We start from the raw sequence: 242 nt of genomic DNA, 5'->3' as shown, positions 1-242 counted from the left end.
AGGAACACCCATCTTCTGAAAGACGTACTTTTCCTTGATTCCTGAACCTACGAGGTCCGGCCGCATGCATTCGACGAACCGCTCGAATTCGTAGCCGGTCACGTCGTCGTAAATTAGCGTGCCGTCGCCCGACCACTGCGCAATAACGCGCAAACCCATCTCCTCAAGGAGAATGCGGCTTGACCATGCGTCGCCACCGATATTGTAGTCACCGATGATCGCAACGTCGTACGGAGTTGACT

Annotated in this window: 1 pseudogene; it reads right to left on the bottom strand. The window is 54.5% G+C overall.

Annotated elements, in window-relative coordinates:
* Window positions 1-242, bottom strand: a pseudogene (locus AB4Y44_RS42915) (nitrogenase molybdenum-iron protein alpha chain); the annotation flags it as partial.

Source organism: Paraburkholderia sp. BR10937, from assembly GCF_040965695.1.
Classification (GTDB): domain Bacteria; phylum Pseudomonadota; class Gammaproteobacteria; order Burkholderiales; family Burkholderiaceae; genus Paraburkholderia.
This window is presented reverse-complemented; position numbering and strand designations above follow the sequence as displayed.